The organism is Paenibacillus sp. EKM211P, assembly GCF_011066175.1.
GTDB classification, from domain to species: domain Bacteria; phylum Bacillota; class Bacilli; order Paenibacillales; family Paenibacillaceae; genus Paenibacillus; species Paenibacillus polymyxa.
Genome location: NZ_JAAMNS010000002.1, coordinates 411093 through 433209, shown reverse-complemented (window position 1 = coordinate 433209; position 22117 = coordinate 411093). Strand labels below are relative to the sequence as shown.

Here is a 22117-nt window from a genome sequence, read left to right as displayed (position 1 = left end):
ATGCATCGGGGTATGGTAAAGTAGGAGAAAGTCTTTAAAATATGAAAAAAAGGCTTGGTTACAGCACCGCGACAGGGTATTATAGACAATAATATATTCGAAAAAAGGTTCGAATTGAATTTTTATTGGGGGATGTATATGAGATATATAAGCACTAGAGGTCGAGTAGAAGCCAAGGGATTTATTGATACTGTGCTCATGGGGTTAGCTGACGATGGAGGACTAATGGTGCCGGAGCAGATTCCGACCGTGTCGGCAGCTACGCTGGAGCAGTGGGCTACATTGAGCTACAGAGAGCTGCTGCTGGAAGTTTTTGCGCTGTATATCAATGATGAGATTCCTCGTGAGGATTTGGAGCAACTGGTGGAGCGTAGTTATGCAAGCTTCCGTCATCCGGAAGTTACGCCAGTGAAGAAGATCAACGATTCCCTGTCTATTTTGGAGCTGTTCCATGGGCCTACGTTCGCGTTCAAGGATGTGGCGCTGCAATTTATGGGTGAATTTTATTCCTACGTGTCCAAAAAGCAGAATGAGATCATTCATATTTTGGGTGCAACCTCGGGCGATACGGGAGCAGCAGCCATTCAAGGCGTGCGTGGCAAGGAAGGCATCAAAATCTGTATTTTGCATCCGCATCAAAAGGTGAGCAAGGTACAAGAGCTGCAAATGACGACAGTAGACGATGAAAATGTACTGAATCTGTCCGTAAAAGGGAACTTTGACGATTGTCAAAAAGTAATTAAGGACCTGTTTGCAGATCTGGACTTCAAAGCCAAACATCATCTGCGGGCGATTAATTCGATTAACTTTGTGCGTATTTTGGCGCAGACAGTATATTACTTCTATGCTTATTTCCGGGCGCAGGAGTCTGCGGGTACGAAGAAGATCAATGTCAGCGTGCCATCCGGCAACTTTGGCAATATCTTTTCCGGCTTTCTTGCGAAGAAAATGGGTCTGCCCATCCACAAGCTGATCATTGCCACGAACGAAAATAACATTTTGGAGCGCTTCGTGAAGACTGGCGAATACCAGCCGGGCGATTTCAAAAGCACATACAGTCCTTCCATGGACATTCAGGTGGCAAGTAATTTCGAAAGATACCTGTACTACTTCCTCGGAGAGGATGCAGCCAAGGTATCTGAATACATGAATAACCTCAAAACAGAGGGACGGATTGTGATCGGTGCAGAGGATTTGAAACGTGTCCAGCAGGATTTTGAAGCGCTGGGTGCTTCGAATGAGCAGTGTCTGGAGCTGATCAAAAAGTACAAAGCCGAATACGATTATTTGCTCGATCCGCATACGGCTTGCGGTATTGCTGCGTATGAGGCGTATAATGGCGCGGACGAAGTCTGTGTGACCTTCGCGACAGCGCATCCAGCCAAATTCGATGAGGCGATCCGTCTGGTGGACATTAAGCAGGAATTCCCGACGCAAATTGAACAATTGTTCTCCAAGCCGCAACACCAGCAGGTGGTAGAGCATGACGAGGCCGAAATTGTGCGTCAGCTTGAAGCCTTTTATGTGTAACAGAATATTTCCGTAATGGTGAGTTGTTACATTCTTACAGATGGGAAAGAGGCTGCGCCCTGGGCGCTAGCCTCCTTTTTTATATCCATATTTTCCAGATATGATGTATGTTTTAGTTTCAATTTGTTCACATTATAATGCCACATAGAGTAAGGTGTTAGAGCCTTAGAAATCGTGAAAAAAGCCCGTAAATCAAGGGATTTGGCTTTAGGAATATAACAGGCAGTGGTAGGTTCATAGAGTTATTTAATGAAGGATACAAAAATCTTTTATAGGGAAATTGGATGTATTTATATAAAAAATCATGTATAGTTAACTAAATTTTATGAATACATAAAGTTCCACTCTCGAAGGTGCAGAATAAAAGTCATTCCGTCATTTAACAGAGGGGCTAATTATAAAAGGGGTGTATTAAATAATGACCATGATCCGTCCAGAGCAGAGTCAACAAGCAGCAGCCGAATATGTGCAGTCCGTTTTTGAGAAGGTTATCGCGCGCAATCCTCATGAGAATGAATTCCATCAGGCCGTCAAAGAAATTTTGGATTCGCTAATTCCGGTATTGGCTAAGCATCCTAAGTATATGCAGCAGGGGCTTTTGGAACGGCTGGTGGAGCCAGAACGTGTCATTACCTTCCGTGTACCTTGGGTAGACGATGCAGGCAATGTACAGGTCAACCGTGGCTTCCGCGTACAGTTTAACAGTGCGATTGGTCCTTATAAAGGTGGACTTCGCTTCCATCCATCTGTGTACCTGGGTATCGTCAAATTTTTGGGTTTTGAGCAAATTTTCAAAAATGCGTTGACGGGTCTTCCTATCGGTGGTGGCAAAGGCGGTTCGGATTTTGACCCCAAAGGTAAATCAGATAACGAAGTGATGCGTTTTACACAAAGCTTTATGACGGAGCTGTATAAATATATCGGCCCAGATGCCGACGTTCCGGCAGGGGATATTGGTGTAGGCGGCCGTGAGATCGGATACATGTTCGGGCAGTACAAGCGGATTCGCGGAGGACATGAAGGCGGCGTCCTGACAGGTAAAGGGATTCATTACGGAGGCAGTCTCACACGAACAGAAGCGACTGGATACGGTTGTGTGTATTTTGTAAACGAGATGCTGCAAGCTCAAGGTTTGTCCTTTGAAGGACAACGTGTTGTTGTGTCGGGCTCGGGGAACGTATCCATTTATGCGATTGAAAAAGCACAGCAGCTCGGTGCTACAGTCGTGGCATGTAGTGACTCGAATGGTTATATCTATGATCCAGACGGTATTGATCTCAAGCTGGTGAAGCAGCTTAAAGAAGTGAATCGTCTGCGGATTAGCGAGTATACAAAAGAGCGTCCAGGCGCAATCTATACAGAAGGCTGCTCGGGAATCTGGTCAATCCCATGCGACATCGCACTGCCATGTGCGACACAGAATGAAATCGACGAGCAAGCAGCACAGTTGCTGGTAAGTAATGGCGTAAAAGCTATCGGTGAAGGTGCCAATATGCCGTCGTCGCTACAGGCCATTGAAGTATTTTTGGAGAACGGAGTTCTGTTTGGACCAGCCAAAGCTGCTAATGCAGGCGGAGTAGCGGTTTCGGCGCTCGAAATGTCGCAGAACAGCATGCGCCTGTCATGGACCTTTGAGGAAGTGGATGCCAAGCTGCATGATATTATGAAAAATATCTATGCTAACAGCGTGAAGGCGGCTGAGGAATACGGCGTGCCAGGCAATCTGGTGGTCGGAGCGAACATCGCCGGATTTGTGCGTGTGGCTGATGCTATGCTGTCTCACGGAATTATCTAACTCAACGTCACAATTCCTTTTCTCCATTGTACAATGATTGAATAACCTAGCTAATAAAAGCAAAATTGAAGCTGAGCGGCTCCGTGTGAGTCGCTCAGCTTTTATTTGGCATGAGGCACTTTATTTTTCTCAGGGACTTGATTTATTGCTAAAGAGGATGTATATTACTTGATAGATCAATAATTGATGGATCAAAGGTTGGATCACGAGGCCCAGCGATATGCTAAAGGGAGGAGAGATTGATATCACCCAGACACCATCCGAGGCTGAGTATATTTTTGATATGCTGCTGCTACTGAACAAGCAGATTAGCTCCAAGTTTGAGCGGTGTGCAGGGATCAGCGCATCCAGATTGCAGTTGTTATGCAAGTTGTATCAAGTGGAGGAGATTAGCCAAACGCTGCTGCAAAAAGAGGTTGGCATCGACGGTGCGGCCGTAACGCGCCATTTGAAACAACTGGAGGCGACTGAAATGGTCACACGACGCACGAAGCCAGAGGACAACAGGGTTACTTTGGTAAGACTGACCGATTATGGACGTGCGCGTATTGTCATCTTTAAGCAGGAGCGCTCGCAGTTTGTAGCTCAGCTGCTACAGAGCTTCGACGAGACCCAGCGGCAGCAGCTAGCTGATATGCTGCAAGTGATGAATAGTCATATATCCAGTATGGACTGACAACATTGTCATTTTACATTTACCCACAGAGGAACAAAGGAGAGATTGGAATGAGTAATACGAATACATCCAATATTGTAAAAACGAATGATTTTAAAGAAATCGCATTGGGACGCCGTTCGGTAAAAGTATACGATCCGTCCGTGAAGATCAGCCGCGAGGAAATGACAGAGATTTTGACAGAAGCTACACGCGCACCATCTTCCATTAATCTGCAACCTTGGCGTTTCCTTGTGATTGACAGCCCAGAAGGTAAAGCAACTCTGGCACCATTGGCTCGTTTCAACCAACGTCAAGTGGAGACATCTTCTGCTGTAATCGCTGTGTTTGGGGATCTGAACAACTTTGATAATTTCGAACAAATCTTTGGAGAAGCTGTAGAACTGGGCTATATGCCACAAGACATTAAAGAAATGCAACAGGAAAAAGTAACAGCCCATTTTGCTGCCCTTGATCCCGTTGTGAACAGAGAAACAGTTCTGATCGACGGTGGTTTGGTATCTATGCAGCTTATGCTGGTGGCACGCGCTCATGGCTACGATACCAACGCTATCGGTGGTTATGAAAAGGATCAAATTGCCGAGGCCTTTGGTATGGACAAAGATCGTTATGTTCCTGTTATGCTCATTTCGATGGGTAAAGGAATCAACGAGGGGCACCCGTCCACACGTTTGCCGATTGATCAAATTGCACAGTGGAAATAAGTTAAGTTATATCTATACGCGACATAAAAAAACAGGCGGAGCAAAGGACATCCTTTGCTCCGCCTGTTTTTAGTTTGCCGGATGTAACGCTGATTCGGGAATTGATGACGTCCTTTAGTCTTAGGGTGATCCTTGACCTATATTCGCATCTGGTGTCTGTCCAGAGTCAGCAGTGTCATACTGAGGTGGATGATCACGCTTGGGCCATATAATCTGGTGAGAAGTATGGCTAAGCTCCTCATAAAATAACGGTGCTTTCTTGAACAGGCGTATGACCAGATGGAGAAAGAACCATCCGTTCAACACCAATAGCACAAGACCGATCAGCACACTTACCCAAGGGGACACTTGAGACCGCAGCACAGGTCCACCCAGTACGTAATTCAGTCCAAAATACAACCAGTACAAGAGACTGTACCGCTTGATGAGCTCCCACAGGGAAACTCGTTTTCCTCTCCCTGTAAGATGAATACGTACCAGCCATTTCCCTGGAGTCCGTCCATTCGTCAGGTAAGGAACCACCATAAAGTATATCCCGCTGGAAATCCAGAAAGCAGCAGATACATGCAGGGACTCCATCATGCCGAGTAACCCTGTCCAAAGGATAGAATCCACTAAGAAGGCTACTCCTCGTCTCGTATAGGACACCCGTTTGGTTGTAATGTCCACATGCTTGTCCAGATGCTCCAAGCGGGGAAGAAAGCGTGAAAACCATTCGCCGAGCAGAAAGCCCAGCATACCGCCCAAAGTATTGGCCATCAGATCATCCACGTCAAACACACGATACGCATGGTCAAAAAATCCATACAATCCTGTCAACTGTGTCACCTCAAAGAAGAGGGACAAGGTGAAGGACAGAATGAGACACCATCTCCATCGTGCACGGAAATAATAACGTAAGAACATACCGAAAGGCATGGTCATCATCACGTTAAAAACCACTTGCAGAAAAGCACGCTCCTTCAGCAAATGAACATAACTGGAGGGATGAGCAGGTGAAACGGATGTTTCTCTTATAATGTCTTGCACGAACTGCAAGGGCATTAATTGCAACGCTCCCCCGGCCAAGGCTGCATTATGACGCGATGCTGGAAGCGGTAGTATGACCAAAAAGAAGGCGTTCATCAAGTATAACAGCATCAAGTAAAGCAACCACGCTCTAGCCTTGTGAATATAGCCATGTCTGCGATATTGCACGATGAGAAATGGTAGTGTAAACAGTAACGCAGCAACAGGGAAGGCTAGAAAAGCATATGAAACTGGAAACAGATACGATTGAATCATGAGCTGTTTAAGCCTGCTTTCTCCGGAACTTCACCAAAGACCAGATGATTAAAAATGCCATAAAAGCCACGCATACACTGATGCTGATCCGATTTTGCGGGTCAATCAAGAACAGGAAGGCAATGACCCATAGGCATCCCACTGTTACCGCCGTTATATAAGGATATCCCCATATCTTGAAAGTAGGCTCTACTGGATAAGATTTGCGCAGTTTCAATTGGGACAGGCAGATACAGCTCCAGACAAGCAGCACGACAAAGCCAGGTACAGCCATCAAAATACGGAACAGCCCGTCCTGAGCGACGTATGCGACCATGGAGCCAACAATCAGGATGACTGCGCACAGTTTGAGACTGTTCACCGGAACTCCATTTGAAGACAGGCGCGCGAGTGACTTGGGACCTTCTCCATTAATCGCCAGCGAATGGAGCATGCGTGTAGCCCCGTAAATTCCCGAATTGGCGGCAGACAGTACAGCAGTGATCAGAATAAAGTTCATGACATGAGCTGAGCCTTGAAGCCCTACAGAAGACAATACCTGGACAAACGGGCTGGTACTTGCATCCAATTGGTTCCAGGGAATCAAGCCACAAATAATGAGAATTGGCAGCGTATAGAACAAAACAACGCGAAGAATAAAACTTTTAACCACTTTAGGCAGTACCTTTTCTGGATTTTCAGTCTCCGTCAACGTCAATCCGATCAGCTCAGACCCTCCGTAAGAAAAGGTAACGACCAGCAACGCCGAAAAGATAGCCAGCCAGCCATTGGGGAGAAACCCGCCGTGCTGCGCGTAGTTGCTCAGATAAGGTGGAGTTTCAGTGGGAATAATTCCGAATAGTATACAGCCACCCAAGGCGATAAAGATAATAATCATGGCGATCTTAATACCCGCCAACCAAAATTCCAGCTCCCCTAAACCGCCGACACTCAGCATGTTGACGACAATAATGAAAGCCGCACTTGCTAAACTGAGGAGCCATAGAGGAACATCTGGCAACCAATATTGCAGAAAGCTTCCAGCAGCAATGACCTCAATAACACAGACGGCCAGCCACATGAAGCAATACAACCAGCCGATAATAAAAGAAAGTCGCTCTCCAAAAGCCTTGCGAATAAAATCCTTCATATTCATGTTGGGGTAGACCGTCGCCATCTCAGCAATCGCTCCCATAACGACCAGGAGCAGGAGTCCTGCAAAGACATAGGACAAAATAACTCCAGGTCCTGCCAAGCTAATCGTTTCGGTACTTCCTTTAAAAATACCCGTCCCGATGACTCCACCCATAGCCATAAAGGTAATATGCCGTGGTCGAAGCTTTTTGTGTAAAGTTGCTTCATTTGATTTCAATATGAAATCCTCCTTCATCATAGTGTATAGCTTCAGCATAGCCCAAGCAGGGTTACTTCAATTAGACTTATACTACATGAAAATATTCAATTAGGAAATGAAAGAAATAGGATCTGGTAGGAAGAATGACATAGATAGGGAACAAACTGGTGAACAGAGGCAGAATGATATCGTTGACGATTGTTGTATTATGATATCATTCTGTCTTTATGATATATAATGAGGTTGGTTTGAAAAAAAGTATGATATTTAAGAAGCGGAGGCTTGGATACGTGAAGCAGGATCGGCAAAAGCAGACAGGTTCCCATACCGGGATGAGCAAGGGGCATGAAGCTGATGAGCTGAACAAGCTGCTGTCCGTATGGCTTCATTCGTCGATCCGTGTCATGGATGTCCGGCACATTCGACTGGAAGCGGAAGAGCTGGCTCAACCCTATCGTCTCCCAGCGCATGCTTTTGTGTTTATGCTACAGGGTAGCGTACGCTTGGCTGGTGATTGGAAGGATGCACCCCATTCAGGTTATGTACTGCATGGCAGCAAAGGCTTTGAACTGAATATAAAGCCCTCGCCGTGCGGAATCGAATATATTCTTGTACTATATAAAGCAAACTCTTTTTCGGGAAACACGGTGTATAATCATCCTTCGATAGCTTATGGTTTCAGACCGTCCTATCCGGTTATACTATATCAAAAGCTGCAACTACTGGCGGACGCCTGGCAGGATCAAGAGACGTTATCGAAGATTCAGGCTCAGGGTCGGTTCTATGATTTTGCATATGAATGTATGCGTCAATGGCAGGAGCCGCAGGCTCGGACTTCCACGCGGGATGTCGTGGCACAGACAATTCGATTTATGCAGGCTCATTATGCGGAATCCATCACACTGGAACGTCTGGCCGGATTATTGGAATGCAGCCCGCGACACCTGACCCGATTATTTAAAAAACAAACGGATTGCAGCCCGATTATGTATCTGATTCAATTACGGATGGACAAGGCGAAGGAGCTTTTGCGGAAGACGGATGCCACTTTACAGGATATTGCTGTGAGTGTGGGGTATCCGGATGTGTATTTCTTTAGCCGGGCATTCAAAAAATATACTGGTGTATCCCCGGTTCATTATCGGGACAGCTTATATTCATCTGCTTTTATTAGTAATATGCGTCTGGATAATCCATCAAGCATGTCTGAATGTTCCATTGATTCGAAAAGTGGCGCCCTGCATACTGTTATTGAGGATAATAATCATTATCAAAATCATGATGAAGGGATTTTACGAATGAATAGAAACGCAAAGCATTCCATGGCATTTATTTTATTGCTTAGTTTTACCCTGCTGCTGAGCGCGTGCTCAGGCTCATCCAGTCCTGCGGCAACCGATGGCGCGTCGCAAGGGAACAATAATACATCAGCGGAACCAACATCACAGGAAAGGGTGCTGAAGGATGCACTTGGGCATGAGGTGAAGGTTCCGGCTCAGCCTCAGCGTGTGCTCGCTTCTTATCTTGAGGATCATCTGGTAGCGTTGGGTGTTAAACCGGTAGCCCAATGGTCGGTAGGTAAAAATTCAGTTCAAGCTTACCTGCAAAAAGAATTGAAGGATGTTCCTGCCATCGCTTCAGATCTTCCGTTCGAGGCGGTTCTGAACTTCAAACCTGATCTGATCATTATGGACAGTGCGAGTATGGTCGAAGGTGACAAATATGATCAATACTCCAAAATTGCTCCGACCTATGTTGTAGGTAGTAATATGAATAATGATTGGCGCCAAGAGCTGCTGACCGTGGGTGAGGTGCTGAATAAGAGCAGTGAAGCGAAGCAGGCATTGAGCGATTACGACAAAAAAGCAGCAGAAGCGAAAGCCAAGCTAAGTCAGACGGTAGGACAAAAAACCGCTGCGGCATTGTGGGTAACGGATAAAAACGTATATGTGGTGAACCAGAATCTATCCAGCGGTGATGTATTGTACAAGGATTTGGGATTCAAGATTCCACAGGTCGTACAGGAGATTTCCAAAACAGCCAAGGCGAACTGGAGCAACTTATCCCTGGAAAAACTGGCTGAGCTGGACGCTGATTATATCTTTATCGTGAACAGCAAAAAAGTGAGCAAGGATGAGATTATTAAAGATCCAGTCTGGGCAGGAATTCCGGCAGTTAAAGAAGGGCACGTATACGATTTTGGTAAGGATTCCAGCTGGTTGTATACAGGTACAATTGCAAACAGTCAAATGATTGACGATGTTCTGAAAAATGTAATGAAATAAGCAAAACGGTAATCAAAAAACGCTGCTCATCTTGACGACAGTATGTCGCAGGAAGGAGAGCGTTTTTTTATATAAAAAGATGCCTGCAAAGGGCAGACATCTGATTTATTTTCGATATTAGGATTGCGGAGATACCAAGATTTTAACCTGATTTTTCTCTTTCAGAAGACCTTCAAAGCCTTGCTCGATCACTTCTTCGAGCTTAATACGTTTGGTCACAAGTTTGTCAGCAGGGAAATATCCTTTTTCCATCAAGCTGATAACAGCCGGGAATACATCGCGGTAGCCGATAATACCAGTCAGATTGCGTTCTTTCATGACAATATTGTTCGGTTTGATCGGAGCATCTTTTTCAAAAATGCTGACGATCATGATTTGTCCGCTGATTTTAGTGGATTCAATCGCTTGAGTCAGCACAGGAGGTACTCCAGTGACTTCATAGGCTACATCTACGCCACCGTTGGTCCGTTTGTGCAGCTCTTCCACTACGTCATAAGTCTTAGGATCAAGCACGATAGCACCCAGCTCTTCAGCTTTGGCTTTACGCTCTTCGGAAAGCTCTACTGCATAAATCTCAGATGCGCCCGAAGCTTTCAACGCTTCAATCACGAGCAATCCGATAGGACCAGCGCCAAATACGACAGCTTTATCGCCGACTTTCAGCTGGCTTTGACGTACAGCATACAAAGCAACGGCCGAAGGCTCTACCAAAGCGCCTTGCTCGAAAGATACGCTTTCTGGAATTTTGTGAACCATGTGCTCGTCAGCAGCCACATATTCAGAAAATCCACCGCCGCCGCCTGCCAAACCGAGGAAGCCCATTTTATCACAAAGGTTATATTTGCCTTGTTTACATGCATCACATTCTCCACATGCAAAAACGGGTTCAACGACTACACGGTCGCCAACCTGAATTTTGGTTACGCCTTCACCGATTTCAACGACTTGTCCAGAAAATTCATGTCCCATCACGACCGGAGCTTTTTCACCAGTCAATGGATGCTGAGCATTTTCAGGAATGAAGATCGGTCCTGCTACATATTCGTGGAGATCACTTCCGCAAATACCACACCATTCGACTTTGATTTTTACTTTTCCGGGAAGAGCAGCGGGCTGCTCAATATTTTCCAAACGTAAATCTTTTACTCCATGCCATCTCAATGCTTGCATGTCCTGTCATCTCCTTGATGATTATATGATCATTGCCGCTATAAAAGTGAATGAATTAGGAAACGTTTCCGAAAAATAATATGTCACAATTTTTACACATTGTCAAACCAAATTAATGCAAAAAGCACTTGATTTTTTTGTGAATATAATCACTTGTGACTATGGCGCTATATTTGACTCATTGCTTAGAACAAAAGAATTTTTGTGAATTTTGCAAGTGAAGCAGAGGCTAGAAGAAAACGAATTCAATTTTTAGAGAACTATTCTGTGGTATAATATCTATATTAGAGAGTTTATGTGCATAGATAGAAAACGATTCCGAGCGTGAAAGGATTTTGGGTGTGTCAGAGCAAAAGAAAGTAACCATAGAGGATGTAGCTAAGCGGGCAGGGGTCGGTATTGCGACTGTCTCTAGGGCTATTAATGATAGTGAGGGCATCAGCCCCAAGACGAAGGCATTTATTTTGCAAGTGATTGAAGAAATGGGCTTTACGCCCAATACCTCAGCTCAAAGTCTAAAGGTACGGCAGACACGTCAAATTGCGTTGGCTGTACCGGATATTCGGAACGCGATTATTCCAGAGATTGCTTGGTCCGTAGAACAGGCCGCCAAGCAGCACGGTTATCGTGTTGTGCAGATCAATACGGCCGGGAATGCCAGAATGGAGCTTGAAACAGTACGTGAGGTTAAGAAACTGCATGTAGACGGGCTTATCATTATGCCACTGGCGTATCCCAAAATGTTGGTTGATCTGATTAACAAGGCTAGCGTTCCGGTATCCATTATTAACTATGGCAAGAAGCTGGGTGAAGACGTTAAAGCGGATATCGTCAGTTTGGCTCGGCAAGAGGGAAGACTTGTGATGGAGCATTTGCTTAAAATCGGGAGAACGAGAATTGCTTATGCAGGTGCAGCAAAGGATAAAATCGAAGAGAGATACTTTGCTTATGAGCAGTCTCTCCAGCATGTGGACCCTTCACTGGTGTATTTTGGCGATGACTTTTCCTTCGAGACTGGGCTACGGGCAGCCGATTATTTTTACAGCTTGAAAAATATGCCGGATGCCATTTATGCAGTTAATGATATGGTGGCCATAGGAATCGTAAACCGCTTTAAGGATTTGGGTGTAAAAGTACCGCAAGAGGTTGCAGTGGTTGGTATTGACAACAATTTGTGGGCGACCGTAACGACCCCACAGATCAGCTCAGTTTCTATTATGGGGGAAGAGGTGGCACGCCTGGCTGCGGAGCTGCTGCTTAAGCGAATTCAGGACCAGACCGTGGGAGATTATGAGCGTGTACAGTTCGAGCCTCGTTTGATCGTCAGGGAATCCAGCGTCTCTGTGATCCGTAAGCCTACGGTTGGGCGTGACGAGTAGAAGATAAGTCTAGATCTGAATCCTGCTCCGTCATACCAATAGATGAGCGGTCGCAGGTGTAAAAGGTGTGGATAGGAGAGTGGATTCGTGTCAAAAGGTAGCGTGTTTGTTTCTGTAGCTTGTACTATACTATTGCTGGCTGTAATCATAGGGTGTACTCCCCATGCTGACCCTGCGGCGCCGTCTGAAGCAAGCAATGAGGTGTCTAAGCATAGCGCAGTCAGTACGCAGCGTGCCCAGCAAAGTAAAGAGGAGCTTGTGCTGTCCTTTTATAAGGATTCCTCTCTCAATAATGAAGTAAAGGTACGTCACATTACGGACCAATTGGCAGGTATTGATTGGAGGAAGATGAACGAAATCAGTGAACATCAAAGCATGGAAATTATCGAATATTTGTATAAGCAGCGTGCTTTGATTCCTTCGGAAAGTTTCCCCAATGTGATTAAGGGCACTGCTGGCTTGGACGGAGCGCTAACTGAAAGCTATGATGCACTTATGGGAGATTTGTTTACAAGAGACAGAACTGCGATGACCCGAGCATTGGCAAATATGGACAAAGCCAACCGTGTACAAGGTATAGGGGGCATCGGGTATGCTCTCAGCTATAGAGACCCAAAGGAAGTCAAGAAAGAGATTCAACAATGGCAGGCTGGGCAACAGCTTACTACGGCAGAGAAGGATGTTATTCGTGTCCTGTTCGCCAAGCTGGATAATCCCTATTGATGCTGAACGAGTGATGAGCTTTGCCTCGAAGTATATAAAATGAAAAGCTGCTTCTCTATCCGAGGCAGCTTTTTTGTGCTGTTTGTACATCCTGCGATTATGATTGGAGGTGATCCTGATCTACACGCAAGCGCTTGATGTCACGAATTGGAGGCAGGCCGAACAAGCGAGCGTATTCACGACTGAATTGAGAGGGACTCTCGTAGCCTACCTGAAAACCGACATCTGCCGCATCTGCTGATTCAGATAACAACAGGCGACGAGCTTCTTGCAGCCGTAATTGTTTTTGATATTGCATGGGGCTCATAGCCGTAACCTCTTTAAAATGACGATGTAGCGACGAAGGACTCATACTAGCCAGTTGGGACAATTCCTCAATTCGCAACGGCTTATCATAATCTTGTTTAATTCGCTTTATGACTTCTGCGATCCGGCTTGAATGGCTGCCAGTCATGACCAGTTGTTTTAAGGATTCCCCCTGCTTCCCCTGTAAAATCCTATACAATATCTCACGAATGACTAATGGAGCCAGCACCGGAATATCCTGCGGTCTTTCCAAAAGACGTACGAGCCTTACCACGGCATCCAGCAGTAGGGAGTTGGTTTGACTTACATACAAGCCTCGTCTGGAACCCGTGCTTGAGTTTGCGGAGCAAGCAGGTTCGTTGATCAGATCCAAAACCTGATGTGGACCAAAATTGAGTCGAAGACACAAATAAGGAGCATCAGTTGATGCTTGTATGACCTGCCCGGAAATGGGTAAATCCACCGAAACCACAAGGTAGTCGGATGTGCCGTAATAGTAACTTTCCTCTGCGAGTATCACAACTTTTCTCCCCTGGGCCACAATGCATAAGGCGGGTTCATGAACCTGATAAATCGGAACGGTGGTATTCGAACTTCGGACGAAGTAAAGTGAAGGGATATCTGTAGCGTGAACTCCGTCGTGACTTGTAAATTGTTCTATGAGACTGGGCAATTCGGCTTGCTTTTCCGTAGTAGAACTCTCAATTTCGGTTGCTTTCACTAGGACCCTCCCTTTTTCACAACGTAGCTAATCTTCACTCCTCAGTGGACAATTCACTTTAAGATGCGCTTTGTTTTTCGATATCGATTTGAATTCATATTAAGTGTATTTGGAGGATTAGGCAATAATTTGCTCTGATTCTTCTACCAGCCCGATGGACATTCCTCTCATAATAAGATGCAGATACAACACCTAATGAGCAATTAAGAAAAAATAAAAGTGCAAAGGAGTGAAATAGTCATGGAGAGCAACAAAGCGGAAAAAAGTGTACACGCTTCTCAGTATCCCTATATAGGGATGTGGGTAACTTATCGTTTTTCAGTAACATTTTAAACTAAAGGAGGAACAAGCATGTTAAATATTAAAGGGAAAGTCGCAGCTATTACAGGGGCAAGCAGTGGAATCGGTGAAGCTACTGCTCGTTTACTTGCTCAACATGGGGCTCATGTGGTATTAGGGGCCAGACGCACAGAACGATTGGAGGTTCTTACCTCCGAAATTCGTTCAAAAGGGGGATCCGCTGATTATCTGCAACTGGATGTGACCCAAAGGGAGCAGATGGAAGCGTTCATTAAGTATACTGAAAAACGATTTGGACGTGTGGATGTCATTGTGAACAATGCGGGAGTGATGCCTCTTTCAAAATTGGAAGCCCTGAAGGTAGAAGAATGGGACCGCATGATTGATGTTAATATACGAGGCGTTCTGCATGGGATCGCGGCAGGGCTTCCCATTATGAAAAAGCAAGGATTTGGTCAGTTTATCAATATTGCCTCTATTGGCGCGTATAGTGTAACTCCGACTGCAGCAGTATACTGCGCAACGAAGTATGCGGTTCGGGCCATTTCCGAAGGATTGCGTATGGAGGTTGGAGGGAATATTCGTGTAACACTGGTATCACCGGGAGTAACTGAATCCGAGCTTGCCGACAGTATTTCTGATGAAGAGGCCCGGCAGGGAATGAAAGAATACCGCCGTATTTCAATTTCGCCGGATGCCATTGCTCGTTCCATTGTGTATGCCATGGAGCAGCCTACAGATGTAGATGTGAATGAAATCATTGTCAGACCCACGGCAAGTCCGAATTAACACCATGAAATGAAATCCGTAGTTCATCTTTGCCTTTAGATTGTTTGGTCCTCTATCTTTATGGATGGGGGATTATTTTATTATAAGATGAGAAAGACCATTATTCACACTATAGAGTTCAAAAAAGATGTGACTTTACCATAACGGGTTTACTTTTACCAAAGTTTGTGTTAACTTAATTTCGACAAACATCGAAATTAAGGCTGGAACTGAAGGGAGACGAACAGGGTGAAAGATACAACAGAGATGCAGCAAGCTGTAAAAATATATAAAGCACTTGGAGAACCGACTCGTCTCAAGATAGCACTTCTGTTAAAAGAGGAAAGTGACCAATGCTGCTCTGTGCTGGGCGAGAAGCTGAACAGTGTAGCTATTTCAACGCTATCGCACCATCTGAAGCAAATGGCAGAGTCGGGGCTGCTCACATACCGTAAAGAGGGGACGTTTATTTATTACAGTTTGGATGTGGAAGCAGCACAGAAATATGCCCCGTTCCTGATCACATAATTTTTTTTAGTCTTAATTTCGATATTTGTAAAAATATAAAAATATAAAAAGGAAAGAGGCGTTATTTGCAAAATGCAGAGCACGTGGAAAGTGTATATTTTGGCAATTGTTAGTTTTTTGGTAGGCACATCCGAATACATTATCTCAGGCATTTTGGATCAGATTGCGACAACCATGGGGATTACGGTGTCCGCAGCGGGCCAGCTAATTACAGTCTTTTCTCTTGCTTACGCGATTGGCACCCCGATTCTGATGGCAGTAACCGCTAAATGGGACAGACGCAAGCTGCTCTTGAGTTCCCTCGGATTATTTGCCGTAGCCAATGTCCTCTCCTTTGTTTTGCCGGGTTTTGGAATGTTTATCGCTGCACGAATTCTTATGGCCCTCGGGGCAGGGATGGTCGTGGTTACAGCATTGAGCATTGCTGCGAAAATTGCCCCAGCTGGCAAGCAGGCTAGTTCTATTGCTACGGTCACTATGGGTTTTACAGCCTCGCTGATTATCGGGGTGCCGCTTGGAAGAATGATATCTTCTTCATATGGCTGGAAAACCGTATTTCTCGGCATCGCTTTGACAGGGATTATTGCTTTGATCGTTATCGCTATGACAATCCCTCGCTTAAAAGGAGATCAACCGATTCCCTTACTACAGCAGTTTGCTCTTCTGAAGAAGCCTGAAGTTGCTTTGGGATTGGCGATTACCTTCTTTTGGGGAGGGGGATATTCCCTCGCGTATACTTACATTTCACCGTACTTGCTGAATGTATCAGGTGTAGGGGATAATATGCTAAGCTCAGTATTACTTGCCTTCGGGATTGCCAGCCTGATCGGGTCGAAAATCGGTGGATACAGCGCAGATAAAAAGGGTACTTCCTTTACATTATTCGGGGGCATGGTGTTGCATGTCTTTTCCTTGCTTTTACTTCCTGTCGTCGCTCATTCTCTAGGTGTATTATTTGTCTTACTGATGCTGTGGTCGTTCGCAGCCTGGACAACCGGACCTACTCAACAATATAACTTGGTCACTCTCGTACCGGAATCTTCCGGTGTGATGCTGAGTCTCAATCAGTCTATGATGCAGCTTGCTATGGCAGCCGGAGCTGGAATTGGTGGTGTGGCTGTTAGCCAGGTTTCGCTGGCTTCTATCACTTGGTTTGGAGCAGCTGGTGTCGCCATGGCCATGGTAGCTGTATATTTACTTTCACGAAGATCTTCGGTTCACACGGAATTGGGTGTGATAGAATAAAGAATTATAGATAATTGAAGGATGAGCCCAGCGATAGATGGCATCGCTGGGCTTGTTTATTTTGAATGAGCAATCATATGCTCTCTTACAGCAGGAGGGTTTATCCAAACGCAATATCAGTAGTTCTGCTGCCTCCGCAGCTGAAATCTGACTTGCTGGATCAACTGAATGGTCTAAAGCCTCCTCTGCAAAGCCAGCCAGAAACTGGGCAACTAACTGTACGTCCTTTGAAATGGCTTGTCGTAGGATTCCCCCAACGCCTGAAGGGTTTTTGTATTCAGGACAGAAATAAGATTCCATGACCATGTGTGTATGTACCTGAGCAGTATGCCGCTCGGCGTAAGCAATTGCGAACTTCTCGGCAGTTTCGATATCACCACATACACCTGGTAGGTTGATTCCTTCTATATAATGTAAGAGTTCTTCGATATAGGTCAACTGATGGTTGCCGATGATTTGCTGTGAAATCCATAGCCAAGCCTTATGTCTGGGTGATTGAGCAATCATATTTCCATCAGACGTTTTGAGGCATGTTGATTCTTCTGACTCACATATTCGATGAAGCAAATTATATCGAACCTCATCAGCCAAAAATGGATTGTGATTTAATAGATCGTCGTATGGGACTAGCTGCTCAATCATGGACTTGCCTCCCTAAAAATGAGGTTTGATCTAATGTACTTGTATATGCTATGAAAATTAAACTGCTACGAAGTACTGTTGTTATATCTACTGGGACTTAAACTTCCGCGCTATAAGCTTCTTATTCTTTTGTCGCCAAATCCATCTTTCGATAAAGTTTTTTTCTTTTCTTTCCTGAAGCGTTTCTTTCATACCCTTAATGAGAAATTCGGATCTTCGCTTGTCGTTCCTGCTAATTTCACGTAGTTCCTCAATAAATTTATCGTCCATGTCTACATCTCCGTTAGTTCAGGATTTTCCAAATTGCTAAGCTAGATTATACAGAACATACGTTCCTTTTTCAAGTCTGCGTCTGCTCTATTCAATCACATAACCATTTTTAGATGGATGCTGCGAGGCCCGCGCCAATCGGATGGTGAAGCATAAGATAAAGTTGAAAGGAGGAATTACAATATGGACAACAAAGCATATGTATCTCAAACGTATCCACGTCTTACAGTTTACAACGAAGAAAATTTTCGGGGTTCCAGGAGAGTATTCAGAGGAAACCTAGGCATTCGTAATACCGATAACATTCTCGACGGCATCGAAAGTCTGCGTTTCTTTTCTACCAGCAGCAATGCTACACTTGTACTCTTTACCGGCACGCGGTTTAGAGGTAACTTCCGTGTATTTAGAGGCAATCGCAACATTGCGGACCTGGATGATCTGATTCGCGGGAATGATGTGGAATCTATTATCTCTACCAATCAACGTTTGACATTGCAGCAAATCCGTAATATCCGCAGTACTGGCAGACTGCCAGCTGGCTATCGGGTCATCTAACGGACTCAATTCGACACAATAAACATTTTACAAGACTACTTCAGGAGCTTGCAACTTTCGGGCTTCTGGAGCAGTTTTTCTATTTGTACACAATGCCTACATAATAGAACGATGAGAAGAACTGTATGGAAGAATGAATGGAATGTTATTTTCATGAAAATAAAATAAGGAGGGCATACGATATGCTCTCCTTATTACGTATATGGTTATTTACTTCATTTCCCAATTAGTTACTTTGATTATGGCTGCATCTGCGTTCTTAAGATCTGTTTCGCCAGAAGCTAAAAGAGAACTCCATTGTTTCACCCGATTCTTACCATTAGGAGGTTGGTTATAATCGTTGGTATCGACAACCAATGTACGCTTAGCATAGAAGTTAGTCATGAATGTCTTTTCATTCGTGCTATTGCCAGATCGTGAGAGGACTCCTTCAAGACTACCGTCATCACCCGTAGCACCTTGATTGAGTGCAGTGTCGACAAATGATCCAATCGTCAGAGCAGTATTAAATCCGCGCTTCCGGGCTTGCTGCACACTATATTCGATATAGGTGTCATAGAACGTACGCCACATGGCTTCTCTCCAAGCTTCATTATTTTGGAGAGCTTTGATCTTCTTTTTGATTACACTATCGCTATCGCTGAGTTTTAAAATCGAGCCACTCATTTTCCCCTTCAGTCCAGCACGGGCTAATCCACCTGCAATGGAAGGATTGCTAGCTCCACTAGCAGCATCAAAAGCTTTGAATAAGGCCGGACCGTCTGGTCCCGTATCATTGGAACCGCCTGTTGTTGCTCCAAAAATACCAATGGTATATCCACGATCATCGCCAATATCTTCGGCATAGCCATAGAATTCAGTCCATTTCAAAGAATCCTGCTCTGGCTTGTTCACTAGCTTCATAATATTATCCCATTGCTCACCGTCGAGTCCTGTATTATCCTTCAGAAACTGAAGTGTTGAAGGTGAGAAATTAGCATCATGATCAATAGCTGTAACCGCTGTTTGGCTAGTAGTCTCCTCGCTGGTGAGGGGGATTTGCTGTATATTTGATTCATTTGTTTCTTGTACTGGAGTTCCGTTTTCTTCAGCAAGAGCCTTGGCGGGTAAGGGGCCGTACAAGCTAGAGAATGAAGCGATTACAGAAAAGCTTAGCAATATCATAAAAAACTTCGTTTTATGGGAAATGAGTTTACTGCTGATTTTAAACATATAACTCCTCCTCTAATAATGTAATTGTGAAAGGCTAAAAGAAATGTTACATATAAAAAAAGTGATGCTGTGTCAGTAGTAAGTAGCAACACCAAATACACTTTTAAAGCTTACGTAGATTAGCATCTAACTCGAATTAATTTAGCAAGATTATAGATAAGAAACATATGATTGAACAGTGCTCGAATAACCATTTTTATTCCAGTTTTGTGAATTCTAACTGGATACATTGGCCTAAATCTTCTGTTTTTTAATTCAAAATTAGATTCGTAGAGTGTATGGAAAACAGAAGGAACACTTTAACAGCTCGTTTGAATTCAAGTAATTAGATTAACACAGACCATAAAAGCAAGAATGAGGACGAAAACCAATACAGCCTCTTGATAGAATGAGATACATCACCTAACAGGAGGTTATAAATTGAACAAAATACAAGAATTTAACGATTTGCATACATCAGAGGAAATTTTATTTCTAGGGAACGCCTGGGATTTGCTATCTGCCCTGGCTCTGGAAAAAGCAGGCTTTAAGACGATAGGTACGACAAGTTGGGGAATTGCCAATACGCTTGGGTTTTCAGATGGAGAGCTTATTGATTTTGAACAGCATGTAAGCATCATTCGGACGATTGCAGAGCATGTTCAGATTCCAGTGTCGGCAGATATTGAGGCAGGATATGGGAAGGATGTAGCAACGATTGTTGAGCATGTATTAAGGACAGCCGATGTCGGAGTGGCAGGGATTAATATTGAGGATTCATTAAAACAGCAAAAGGGGCTTCGAGAAGTGAGGGCGCACAGTAACCTGCTGTCCAAAATAAGAGCTGCCTTGGATGTTCATGGGTTTAAAGATTTTTTTATAAACGCAAGAACGGATACATTTTTGCAGATAGAAGCTCCACTTTCGGAGACCATAGAAAGGGCCAAAGCGTATGTGGAAAGTGGTGCGAACGGCATTTTTGTGCCAGGGTTAAAGAATGATGAAGAGATCAGAAAAGTTGTATATCATATACATGCTCCGCTTAATGTTTTATCCTTGCCAGGTCTGACGAATGTCCGCCAGCTTCAGCAGTTAGGAGTCAAAAGGTTTAGCTTTGGAAATGCGTTTTCTGATAAGATAATAGTTGCTTTGCAAAAGAATGCGGAACAGTTGGTCAACCTTCGAGATACGTCACATTTATATGATGATTTTGCAAATCCTGAACTAGATGAGTATGAACTATAGAAGGGACGGAATCTTCGATCATGGCTAACCTTAGTCTTTCTTTTGAAGAAATGTGGGACAAAATTATAGCATGTGATCGTAAATATGACGGGGTGTTTTTTACCGCTGTGAAAACAACCCGTATATATTGCCGACCTTCCTGTCGATCCCGAAAACCGAAAAAAATCAATGTCGATTTTTACTTTGATGTGGACACCGTGGAAAAAGCAGGTTTTCGCGCTTGCAAAAGATGCCAGCCTCATATAGATCATTCGCCGTATATCAGGCTTGTCCAGAATGTGGTTGCTTTTTTAATCAATCATTATAAAGAAAAATTAGTATTGCAGGATATTGCGAACTATGTTGGAATAAGCCCTTTTTATTTGGATCGGATTTTTAAACAGGAAACCTCCGAAACCCCGCGTACGTATTTGGAAAAAATAAGAGTAGATAAGGCGTCCTATCTTCTTAAAAATACAGATCTTACGAATCTTGAAATTTGCTATGAGACAGGCTTCCAAAGTCCCTCAAATTTCTATAAGTCGTTTCGCAGCTTGAACCAATGTTCTCCTAGTGAGTATAGGAAGTTACATAAAGATTAGGAATGGAAGGTGGTTATCTTTTTATGAGCAAGCTATCCGTATTGAATTATGTATCGCCGATTGGAGAGATAGAGATACAGGGCACCAAAGAGGCTGTCTATTCTATTATGTTCTCTAATCGGAATGAGCCCTTAACGAGGCTTACAGAAGAGGCTCCAGTCCAAGTATTAGAGGAATGCGCCAGCCAGCTTGACGAGTATTTTAAAGGTGAGCGCTTTAAATTTTCGTTTCCTTATGCTTTTGAAGGTACAGACTTCCAGCAAAAAGTATGGAATGCGCTGGTGACCGTAGGTTACGGTAGAACGACAGCTTATAAAGATATTGCTCTTGCTATTGGAAATGAAAAAGCAATCCGAGCTGTTGGCAGTGCGAATGGCAAAAATAAGCTGAGCATTGTGATTCCATGTCACCGAATTATCGGATCGAATCAGAAACTAACTGGCTATGCAGGGGGCCTATGGAGAAAAGAATGGTTGCTTCAGCATGAGAAGCGTTGTCTGGGATCAAAAGGAGGGCTCATGGATGAGAGAGATATATTTGAAAGAGTTTAAGCCGGAAAGCTGGGCCAACATGGTTCAAATCTATCAGGAGCGATATGATCAGGTAGATCCAGCGGTAAGAGCAAAGGTGGCCAAGAGTGAAATTCCAAAGAAGATTCAGATTGTGCTGCTGCCTGACATGGGCGAATATTTGCTGACTTGGATGGATCGAAAGGTTCCCGCACTTGGTCACGAAACACCGTCGGATTATTTAAAAAGCGAAGAAGGGACCAAAGCATTGAAGGCAGCCATTCTGCGTATGCCGCGTTAAACAACTGACACAAGGAGATACATATGAACACGTCCAAACCCCAATCAAGCTATACAAAGGGAGCCGTTGCCGTGCT

21 protein-coding genes are annotated in these 22117 nt (G+C 44.3%); 15 read left to right on the top strand and 6 right to left on the bottom strand.

Going from position 1 to position 22117, the window contains the following annotated elements; all coding sequences use genetic code 11:
* Positions 1 to 138: 138 nt before the first annotated feature.
* From thrC to G9G57_RS04970, 4 genes are all read left to right on the top strand, one after another.
* Positions 139 to 1530: a threonine synthase gene (gene thrC / locus G9G57_RS04985; RefSeq protein WP_164964580.1), complete on the top strand. Its 1392-nt coding sequence runs from the start codon at positions 139 to 141 to the stop codon at positions 1528 to 1530.
* Positions 1531 to 1948: 418 nt separating this feature from the next.
* Positions 1949 to 3325, top strand: coding sequence for an NADP-specific glutamate dehydrogenase (gene gdhA / locus G9G57_RS04980; RefSeq protein ID WP_019688217.1), 1377 nt, complete (start codon positions 1949 to 1951; stop codon positions 3323 to 3325).
* Between the two features lie 283 nt (positions 3326 to 3608).
* Positions 3609 to 4001, top strand: a complete 393-nt coding sequence (locus G9G57_RS04975) for a MarR family winged helix-turn-helix transcriptional regulator (protein WP_164964648.1) — start codon at positions 3609 to 3611, stop codon at positions 3999 to 4001.
* 50 nt (positions 4002 to 4051) lie between these two features.
* On the top strand, positions 4052 to 4705 hold the full coding sequence (locus G9G57_RS04970) for a nitroreductase family protein (RefSeq protein WP_016821829.1): 654 nt from the start codon (positions 4052 to 4054) through the stop codon (positions 4703 to 4705).
* Between the two features lie 120 nt (positions 4706 to 4825).
* Here the strand turns inward: G9G57_RS04970 and G9G57_RS04965 are convergent, their stop codons facing one another.
* Together G9G57_RS04965 and G9G57_RS04960 are read right to left on the bottom strand one after the other, a co-directional pair.
* The gene (locus G9G57_RS04965; protein ID WP_164964579.1) at positions 4826 to 5989 is read right to left on the bottom strand and encodes a VanZ family protein; all 1164 of its coding nucleotides are present in this window, start codon (positions 5987 to 5989) and stop codon (positions 4826 to 4828) included.
* Between the two features lie 7 nt (positions 5990 to 5996).
* Positions 5997 to 7340 (bottom strand): amino acid permease, encoded by a 1344-nt coding sequence (locus G9G57_RS04960; RefSeq protein ID WP_013372423.1) that lies wholly within the window; start codon positions 7338 to 7340, stop codon positions 5997 to 5999.
* 272 nt (positions 7341 to 7612) lie between these two features.
* Between G9G57_RS04960 and G9G57_RS04955 the strand changes: the two genes are divergently transcribed.
* The gene (locus G9G57_RS04955; protein ID WP_185156673.1) at positions 7613 to 9607 is read left to right on the top strand and encodes an AraC family transcriptional regulator; all 1995 of its coding nucleotides are present in this window, start codon (positions 7613 to 7615) and stop codon (positions 9605 to 9607) included.
* A gap of 117 nt (positions 9608 to 9724) precedes the next feature.
* Here G9G57_RS04955 and G9G57_RS04950 read toward each other — a convergent pair whose 3' ends face one another.
* The gene (locus G9G57_RS04950; protein WP_013372421.1) at positions 9725 to 10777 is read right to left on the bottom strand and encodes a 2,3-butanediol dehydrogenase; all 1053 of its coding nucleotides are present in this window, start codon (positions 10775 to 10777) and stop codon (positions 9725 to 9727) included.
* Positions 10778 to 11118: 341 nt separating this feature from the next.
* On the opposite strand from G9G57_RS04950, the gene G9G57_RS04945 reads away from it, so the two are divergent.
* A complete protein-coding gene (locus tag G9G57_RS04945; protein ID WP_013372419.1) occupies positions 11119 to 12156 on the top strand; it encodes a LacI family DNA-binding transcriptional regulator in 1038 nt (345 codons plus the stop codon).
* A gap of 87 nt (positions 12157 to 12243) precedes the next feature.
* Complete coding sequence (locus G9G57_RS04940; RefSeq protein WP_164964578.1) at positions 12244 to 12879, top strand: hypothetical protein; 636 nt, start codon at positions 12244 to 12246, stop codon at positions 12877 to 12879.
* Positions 12880 to 12976: 97 nt separating this feature from the next.
* Here G9G57_RS04940 and G9G57_RS04935 read toward each other — a convergent pair whose 3' ends face one another.
* Entirely contained in the window at positions 12977 to 13906 is a 930-nt protein-coding gene (locus tag G9G57_RS04935) for an AraC family transcriptional regulator (protein ID WP_164964577.1), read from the bottom strand.
* 351 nt (positions 13907 to 14257) lie between these two features.
* Between G9G57_RS04935 and G9G57_RS04930 the strand changes: the two genes are divergently transcribed.
* The 3 genes from G9G57_RS04930 to G9G57_RS04920 all read left to right on the top strand — a co-directional run bounded on the left by G9G57_RS04930 (position 14258) and on the right by G9G57_RS04920 (position 16747).
* Positions 14258 to 14995: an SDR family oxidoreductase gene (locus tag G9G57_RS04930; RefSeq protein WP_040103170.1), complete on the top strand. Its 738-nt coding sequence runs from the start codon at positions 14258 to 14260 to the stop codon at positions 14993 to 14995.
* Positions 14996 to 15223: 228 nt separating this feature from the next.
* Positions 15224 to 15502: an ArsR/SmtB family transcription factor gene (locus G9G57_RS04925; protein WP_013311367.1), complete on the top strand. Its 279-nt coding sequence runs from the start codon at positions 15224 to 15226 to the stop codon at positions 15500 to 15502.
* A gap of 72 nt (positions 15503 to 15574) precedes the next feature.
* Positions 15575 to 16747 (top strand): MFS transporter, encoded by a 1173-nt coding sequence (locus G9G57_RS04920; RefSeq protein ID WP_164964576.1) that lies wholly within the window; start codon positions 15575 to 15577, stop codon positions 16745 to 16747.
* Here G9G57_RS04920 and G9G57_RS04915 read toward each other — a convergent pair.
* Positions 16703 to 17389 carry an acetyltransferase gene (locus tag G9G57_RS04915; protein ID WP_164964575.1) on the bottom strand — a complete coding sequence of 229 codons (687 nt, stop codon included), beginning with the start codon at positions 17387 to 17389 and terminating at the stop codon, positions 16703 to 16705. The genes G9G57_RS04920 and G9G57_RS04915 overlap by 45 nt on opposite strands.
* Before the next feature lie 453 nt (positions 17390 to 17842).
* Between G9G57_RS04915 and G9G57_RS04905 the strand changes: the two genes are divergently transcribed.
* Positions 17843 to 18214, top strand: coding sequence for a hypothetical protein (locus G9G57_RS04905; RefSeq protein ID WP_164964573.1), 372 nt, complete (start codon positions 17843 to 17845; stop codon positions 18212 to 18214).
* Between the two features lie 210 nt (positions 18215 to 18424).
* Here G9G57_RS04905 and G9G57_RS04900 read toward each other — a convergent pair whose 3' ends face one another.
* Positions 18425 to 19426 carry a chitosanase gene (locus tag G9G57_RS04900; protein ID WP_058830026.1) on the bottom strand — a complete coding sequence of 334 codons (1002 nt, stop codon included), beginning with the start codon at positions 19424 to 19426 and terminating at the stop codon, positions 18425 to 18427.
* Between the two features lie 420 nt (positions 19427 to 19846).
* Between G9G57_RS04900 and G9G57_RS04895 the strand changes: the two genes are divergently transcribed.
* The 4 genes from G9G57_RS04895 to G9G57_RS04880 are packed head-to-tail and all read left to right on the top strand — an operon-like array spanning position 19847 to position 22041.
* Complete coding sequence (locus G9G57_RS04895) at positions 19847 to 20650, top strand: isocitrate lyase/PEP mutase family protein (protein WP_164964572.1); 804 nt, start codon at positions 19847 to 19849, stop codon at positions 20648 to 20650.
* A gap of 20 nt (positions 20651 to 20670) precedes the next feature.
* Entirely contained in the window at positions 20671 to 21231 is a 561-nt protein-coding gene (locus tag G9G57_RS04890) for a bifunctional transcriptional activator/DNA repair enzyme AdaA (RefSeq protein WP_164964571.1), read from the top strand.
* Between the two features lie 23 nt (positions 21232 to 21254).
* Entirely contained in the window at positions 21255 to 21782 is a 528-nt protein-coding gene (locus G9G57_RS04885; RefSeq protein ID WP_013372407.1) for a methylated-DNA--[protein]-cysteine S-methyltransferase, read from the top strand.
* The gene (locus tag G9G57_RS04880) at positions 21754 to 22041 is read left to right on the top strand and encodes an antitoxin Xre/MbcA/ParS toxin-binding domain-containing protein (protein WP_164964570.1); all 288 of its coding nucleotides are present in this window, start codon (positions 21754 to 21756) and stop codon (positions 22039 to 22041) included. Before G9G57_RS04885 ends, G9G57_RS04880 begins: the two co-directional genes overlap by 29 nt.
* The last annotated feature ends 76 nt before the right edge of the window (positions 22042 to 22117 follow it).

What these genes read in the sequence shown, in the direction of transcription:
- thrC (WP_164964580.1), top strand. Translation starts at nt 139, where the DNA reads ATGAGATATATAAGCACTAGAGGTCGAGTAGAAGCCAAGGGATTTATT.
- gdhA (WP_019688217.1), top strand. Translation starts at nt 1,949, where the DNA reads ATGACCATGATCCGTCCAGAGCAGAGTCAACAAGCAGCAGCCGAATAT.
- G9G57_RS04975 (WP_164964648.1), top strand. Translation starts at nt 3,609, where the DNA reads ATGCTGCTGCTACTGAACAAGCAGATTAGCTCCAAGTTTGAGCGGTGT.
- G9G57_RS04970 (WP_016821829.1), top strand. Translation starts at nt 4,052, where the DNA reads ATGAGTAATACGAATACATCCAATATTGTAAAAACGAATGATTTTAAA.
- G9G57_RS04965 (WP_164964579.1), bottom strand. Translation starts at nt 5,989, where the DNA reads ATGATTCAATCGTATCTGTTTCCAGTTTCATATGCTTTTCTAGCCTTC.
- G9G57_RS04950 (WP_013372421.1), bottom strand. Translation starts at nt 10,777, where the DNA reads ATGCAAGCATTGAGATGGCATGGAGTAAAAGATTTACGTTTGGAAAAT.
- G9G57_RS04930 (WP_040103170.1), top strand. Translation starts at nt 14,258, where the DNA reads ATGTTAAATATTAAAGGGAAAGTCGCAGCTATTACAGGGGCAAGCAGT.
- G9G57_RS04920 (WP_164964576.1), top strand. Translation starts at nt 15,575, where the DNA reads ATGCAGAGCACGTGGAAAGTGTATATTTTGGCAATTGTTAGTTTTTTG.
- G9G57_RS04915 (WP_164964575.1), bottom strand. Translation starts at nt 17,389, where the DNA reads ATGATTGAGCAGCTAGTCCCATACGACGATCTATTAAATCACAATCCA.
- G9G57_RS04905 (WP_164964573.1), top strand. Translation starts at nt 17,843, where the DNA reads ATGGACAACAAAGCATATGTATCTCAAACGTATCCACGTCTTACAGTT.
- G9G57_RS04900 (WP_058830026.1), bottom strand. Translation starts at nt 19,426, where the DNA reads ATGTTTAAAATCAGCAGTAAACTCATTTCCCATAAAACGAAGTTTTTT.
- G9G57_RS04890 (WP_164964571.1), top strand. Translation starts at nt 20,671, where the DNA reads ATGGCTAACCTTAGTCTTTCTTTTGAAGAAATGTGGGACAAAATTATA.
- G9G57_RS04885 (WP_013372407.1), top strand. Translation starts at nt 21,255, where the DNA reads ATGAGCAAGCTATCCGTATTGAATTATGTATCGCCGATTGGAGAGATA.
- G9G57_RS04880 (WP_164964570.1), top strand. Translation starts at nt 21,754, where the DNA reads ATGAGAGAGATATATTTGAAAGAGTTTAAGCCGGAAAGCTGGGCCAAC.